The sequence below is a fragment of the Kocuria cellulosilytica genome (assembly GCF_040981245.1).
Lineage (GTDB): Bacteria > Actinomycetota > Actinomycetes > Actinomycetales > Micrococcaceae > Kocuria > Kocuria cellulosilytica.
The window spans coordinates 1-547 of record NZ_JAVFWZ010000120.1 but is presented as its reverse complement, the minus strand read 5'-3'; the positions used below and the strand labels follow the sequence as shown (position 1 = coordinate 547).

At 70.9% G+C, this 547-nt stretch carries 1 pseudogene; it reads left to right on the top strand.

What is annotated here, in order from left to right:
• Window positions 1-40: 40 nt before the first annotated feature.
• Window positions 41-547, top strand: a pseudogene (locus RCG67_RS17290) (FAD-dependent oxidoreductase); the annotation flags it as partial.

Here is a 547-nt window from a genome sequence, read left to right as displayed (position 1 = left end):
GCGCTATCCGCCCGGCAGCTTCGCGCGCAGCCCCCGCGAGATGGCCGCCAATTTCTGGGACCCGCGCCAGGGGCTGCACGGCCTGTTCGACATCTGGTCCTTCCGCGGGCTCGAGGCCGTGGTCGCCAGCGGGCTCGGTGGAGGGTCCCTGATCTACGCGAACGTCCTGCTCCGGAAGCCGGAGCAGTGGTTCGTGCAGGAATCCCCCCGTGCCGGGGGCTACGAGCACTGGCCCGTCTCCCGGGCGGACCTGGATCCGCACTACGAGACCGCCGAGCGCATGCTCGGGGGCACGCCGTACCCCTTCGACCGCGACCCCTACGCGAGGACGCCCAAGACGCTGGCCATGCAGTCGGCCGCACGGAGGCACGGCACGGACTGGTTCCTGCCCAAGCTGGCCGTCTCCTTCGGGACCCCGGATCCGGTGCCCGGCATTCCGGTCGGGGTGCCCGAGGACAACCTGCACCGCAGGCAGCGCTACGCGTGCCGGCTGTGCGGGGAGTGCGACATCGGGTGCAACTACGGCAGCAAGAACACCACGGACTAC